This is a genomic window from Actinomycetota bacterium (genome assembly GCA_005774595.1).
In the GTDB taxonomy this organism is placed as follows: Bacteria; Actinomycetota; Coriobacteriia; order Anaerosomatales; family D1FN1-002; genus D1FN1-002.
This window is the reverse complement of sequence record VAUM01000131.1, coordinates 1-4,913: the sequence shown is the minus strand read 5'-3', so window position 1 is coordinate 4,913 and position 4,913 is coordinate 1. Positions and strand designations below refer to the sequence as shown.

Annotated in this window: 3 protein-coding genes and 1 pseudogene; all 4 read left to right on the top strand. The window is 71.2% G+C overall.

Going from position 1 to position 4,913, the window contains the following annotated elements; all coding sequences use genetic code 11:
- The first annotated feature begins 12 nt into the window (after positions 1-12).
- The 4 genes and pseudogenes from FDZ70_06310 to FDZ70_06295 all read left to right on the top strand — a co-directional run bounded on the left by FDZ70_06310 (position 13) and on the right by FDZ70_06295 (position 4,735).
- Complete coding sequence (locus tag FDZ70_06310) at positions 13-1,455, top strand: ATP-dependent DNA helicase RecQ (protein ID TLM76780.1); 1,443 nt, start codon at positions 13-15, stop codon at positions 1,453-1,455.
- Positions 1,452-3,728, top strand: a pseudogene (locus FDZ70_06305) (bifunctional (p)ppGpp synthetase/guanosine-3',5'-bis(diphosphate) 3'-pyrophosphohydrolase). The gene FDZ70_06310 and the pseudogene FDZ70_06305 overlap by 4 nt, the downstream one beginning before the upstream one ends.
- The gene (locus tag FDZ70_06300) at positions 3,725-4,348 is read left to right on the top strand and encodes an MBL fold metallo-hydrolase (protein TLM76779.1); all 624 of its coding nucleotides are present in this window, start codon (positions 3,725-3,727) and stop codon (positions 4,346-4,348) included. The pseudogene FDZ70_06305 and the gene FDZ70_06300 overlap by 4 nt, the downstream one beginning before the upstream one ends.
- Before the next feature lie 6 nt (positions 4,349-4,354).
- Positions 4,355-4,735, top strand: a complete 381-nt coding sequence (locus FDZ70_06295) for a hypothetical protein (GenBank protein TLM76778.1) — start codon at positions 4,355-4,357, stop codon at positions 4,733-4,735.
- The last annotated feature ends 178 nt before the right edge of the window (positions 4,736-4,913 follow it).

The following is a 4,913-nucleotide window of genomic DNA, read 5'->3' as shown; positions in this document are numbered from 1 at the left end:
GCGCTGCGCCGGATGCAGCTCGCGGTCCCCGAGCTGCATCCGGCGCAGCGCGAGTCGCTCGACGCGCTGGCCGCAGGCGAGGACGTGCTCACGGTGATGGCGACCGGGCGCGGCAAGTCGCTCATCTTCCACCTACACGCGGCGCGCACCGCGCTGGTCGAAGGCCGCGCGTCGGTCTTCGTGTATCCGCTGCGCGCGCTCGTCTCGGACCAGGCGTTCCACCTCGTCGGAGCGTTCGCCGCACTCGGTCTGGCCGTCGCCACCGTGACCGGCGAGTCGTCGGCGACCGCTCGCGACGAGGCGTTCGCCGGCCTGACCGACGGGGCCGTCCACGTGATCCTGACCACGCCCGAGTTCCTCTGCCATCACGCGGCGCGGTTCGCCGGGACGGGCAGGGTCGGCTTCGTGGTGGTCGACGAGGCACATCACGTCGGCATGGCGCGCGCCGGCCACCGCCCCGCGTACGCGCGCCTCGGCGAGGCGCTCGACACGCTCGGCCGCCCGCGCGTGCTGGCGGTGACCGCGACGGCGTCGGACGAGGTTGCCGCGGCGATCCGCGATGCCCTCGGCGTCAGCCGAGTGGTGTGCGACCCCACCGTGCGCGACAACCTCGGCCTGGCCGACCGCCGCGGCTCGCTCGCGAGCGCGAAGGAGAAGGACGCCTACCTCGTGAAGCTCGCGGCCGAGGGCGGCAAGGCGATCGTCTACGTGAACTCGCGCGACCAGTCGGTGCGCGTCGCACGCGCGCTGCGCGACCGCGTGCCCGGCCTGCGGCATCGCGCGGCCTTCTACAACGGCGGGCTGTCCCGCCCCGCGCGCCTGGCGGTGGAGCGCGCGTTCCGTGCCGGCGAGATCGACGTCGTCGTGGCCACGAGTGCGTTCGGCGAGGGCGTCAACATCCCGGACGTGCGCCACGTCGCGCTCTACCACCTGCCCTTCAACGACGTCGAGTTCAACCAGATGTGCGGCCGGGCCGGACGTGACGGTGCGTCGGCCTCGGTGCACCTGCTCTTCGGCGAGCCCGACGGCCGCATCAACGACCTCATCCTCGAGGCGGGTGCGCCCGAACGCGACGACCTCGCCGCGCTCTACCTCGTGCTCAAGGACGCGCACGCGGCCGCGGGAGAGGCGTTCGAGGCCACCAACGCCGAGCTCGCCGAGCGCGTGAAGGCCCGGCGGCCGAAGACGCGCCTGTCCGAGCGGGGCGTGTCGGCGGGCATCGGGGTCTTCCGCGAGCTCGGGTTGGTCACCGGCGAGGGGTACGGCGCGTACCGCCGGCTGGCGGTCGTGCCCGAGGCGGAGAGGGTCGACCTGGGTTCGAGCGTACGCTACGCGGAAGGCCGCGACGAGATCGAGCAGTTCGCCGAGTTCCGCACGTGGGTGCTCACTGCGTCCGCCGACGTGTTGCTCGCGCGGTTCAACCGCCCGATACTGCCCGGTAGGAGCGGCGGATGACCGCCCGCGCCGTACCGGCGCCGACCGACGGGATGCGCGCGCAGCCGATGCCCGCGACCATCGAGCAGATCATCGCGCACGTCCGGGAGTACAACCCGGGCGTGGACGTCAGCGGCCTGGAGCAGGCCTACGAGTTCGCGGCCGAGGCCCACGAGGGGCAATGGCGCCTGTCGGGATAGCCGTTCCTGCAGCACCCGCTGGAGGTCGCGCTCGTGCTGGCCGAGCTGCACCTCGACACGGCGACGCTCCAAGCCGCGCTGCTGCACGACGTGGTCGAGGACTCGAGCGTGCGGCTCAAGGCGGTGCGCGAACGGTTCGGGCCGGAGGTCGCATCGCTCGTCGACGGCGTCACCAAGCTCGGCCGCATCAAGTTCGACACGCTGGCCGAGGCCCAGTCGCAGAACCTGCGCAAGATGCTCGTGGCGATGGCCAAGGACATCCGCGTCATCCTGATCAAGCTCGCCGACCGTCTGCACAACATGCGCACGCTGGCATCGCTGCCGCCCGAGAAGCGCATCGAGAAGGCCGTCGAGACGATGGAGATCTACGCGCCGCTCGCCAACCGCCTCGGCATCAGCCAGGTCAAGTGGGAGCTCGAGGACCTCGCGTTCTTCTACCTGGAGCCGGTGAAGTTCAGCCAGGTGCAGAAGATGGTCGCCGAGAGCCGCGACGCTCGCGAGGCGTATCTGAACCAGGTGATCGACACGCTGTCCGGCGAGCTCGGCGAGGTCGGCATCGTCGCCGACATCTCGGGCAGGCCGAAGCACCTGTACAGCATCTACCAGAAGATGACGCGGCGCGGGAAGGAGTTCTCCGAGATCTACGACCTCATCGCGCTGCGCGTGATCGTCGATTCGGTCAAGGACTGCTACGGAGCGCTCGGGACGGTGCACTCGATCTGGAAGCCGGTCCCCGGCCGCTTCAAGGACTACGTCGCGATGCCCAAGTTCAACATGTACCAGTCGCTGCACACGACCGTCATCGGGCCGGCGGGCCGGCCGCTCGAGATCCAGATCCGCACCGACGAGATGCACCGCACCGCCGAGTACGGCATCGCCGCGCACTGGCGCTACAAGGAGGGCGCGCGCGGCAGCGAGGAGTCGTTCGACGAGCGGCTCGCGTGGCTGCGCCAGATGCTCGAGTGGCAGACCGAGCTCAAGGATCCGCGCGAGTTCATGGAAGCGCTCAAGATCGACCTGTTCGAGGACGAGGTCTTCGTCTTCACACCGAAGGGTGACGTCGTCTCGCTGCGCCGCGGCGCCACGCCGCTGGACTTCGCGTATGCGATCCACACCGAGGTGGGCAACCACTGCGTCGGCGCGAAGATCAACGGCGCGATCGTGCCGCTCACCTACGAGCTGCAGATGGGCGACCGCGTCGACATCCTCACGAGCAAGTCGGCGAGCCCGTCGCGCGACTGGCTCTCGATCGCCAAGACGAGCAGCGCGCGCAGCAAGATCCGCGCACACCTCTCCAAGATCTCGCGTACCGACGACCTCGCGCGCGGCCGCGACGAGATCCTCAAGGTGCTCCGCAAGCACGGCATGGGGCTGTCGAGTTCGCGCGTGGTCAAGGCGCTCGAGGCCGTCGCCCGCGAGATGAACTTCGCGTGCGCTGACGACCTGTTCGCGCACGTCGGCGCCGGCAAGGAGAGCGCGCAGAAGGTCTCGACCAAGCTGCTCAAGCAGCTCGAGGCCGAGGGCGGCAAACCGGGCGCGAAGCCCACCGAGCCCGAGGCGCCCACGGGCTTGCTGCCAGACCAGCCGATGACGCCGCCGCGCAAGCGGCGCCGCTCGCCGACCGGCGTGCAGGTCAAGGGCATAGACGACGTGCTGGTCCGCCTCGCGCGCTGCTGCAACCCGGTGCCAGGCGACGACATCGTCGGGTTCGTCACGCGCGGGCGCGGCGTGTCGGTGCATCGCCGCGACTGCCCGAACGCCGGCGAGTTGCTCAGCACGCCCGAGCGCATCCTCGAGGTCGAGTGGGAGCAGTCGCCCGACTCGGTCTACCAGGTCGAGATCGCCGTGGAGGCGCTCGACCGCACCGGGCTGCTGCGGGACATCTCGGTCGCGCTGTCCGACTCGGGGGTCAACATCCTGTCGGCCAGCCTCCACACCGACCGCAGCGGCATCGCGCAGCTGAGGTTCCTGTTCGAGCTGGGCAACATGGAGCAGCTCACGAAGGTGCTCGCGAACGTCAAGGCGATCAACGGCGTCTTCGACGCGCATCGGCAGATGGCGCACGGCGGAGTGCGCAAGGGGACGCCCCGGTGAGGGCGCGCCGCCTGCAGCTCGGTGAGCTTCAGACGAACTGCTGGCTGGCCGACGACGGCGCGGGTGGGCCGACCGTGGTGATCGACCCGGCCGGCGACGCCGACTTGCTGCTCGAGGCGATCGAGGGCGAGGACGTCGCGTGGGTCGTGCTCACCCACGGGCACTTCGATCACATCGGCGCCGCCGACGAGGTGCGCGACGCCACGGGCGCGCCGCTCGCCGTGCACGAGGCGGACGCGCATGCCATCACGGACGCGGTCGGAGCCGGAGGCGCGCTGTTCGGGTTCGACCACACCACGCGTGCCGCCGAGCGTCTGCTCGACGACGGTGACATGGTCGAGGCCGGCGCGCTGCGCCTGCGCGTGCTGCACACGCCGGGCCACACGCCCGGCTCGATCTGCCTGCTCGCGGAAGGGGAGGACCACCTCTTCAGCGGCGACACGCTGTTCGCCGGCAGCGTCGGCCGCACCGACTTCCCGGGCGGCGACGGCCGCGCGCTGTCGCGTTCGTTGGCCCTGCTCGCCGGAGTGTCGCCCGACACGCTCGTGCACTGCGGCCACGGCCCGGACACCACGATCGAGCGCGAGGTGCGCGTCAACCCGTTCTTCCCGAGGGCGTGAGCGGACGTGGACGCCGAGGCGGTCAAGTGGATCGGGCGGGCTGCGCTCGCGGCCCTGGCCGCCGGTGCGGTCTGGCAGGCGTCCCTGCCCGTCTTCGACGTGCAGGGGCGGACGCGGTTCGCGCGCGAGCTGCGCGCGGCGCGTGGCGACGCGAGGCGTGAGGTGGCGGGCGGCTGGGCGTTCCGGCGCTGGGTCGTCTACACCGTCGCACCGGTCGCGATCATGCTCGCCGCGGGCACGGCGTTGCGGAAGGCGACGCCGGGCGGCGCGGACGCGATCGCGTGGGGAGTCGTGCCGATGGGGTTCGCCCTGCTCGGCGCGTGGTGGGACTTCATGTCCGCGATCGTGCTGCTCAAGCGCGCGCGCCGGGAAGCGGGCGAGGAGTGAGCGCGCACCTGCGCGACGTGCCGCTCGGCGTCGAGCGGTTCGCTTCGCCTTCTACGACGCGCAGCTATGGGCTGCCGCACGCGCGTCGGGTATCCCGCTCGTGCTCTCGGAGGACTTCCAGGACCGGCTCGTCGCCGACGGCGTCACCTTCCGCGACCCGTTCGCGCCCGGCTTCGAC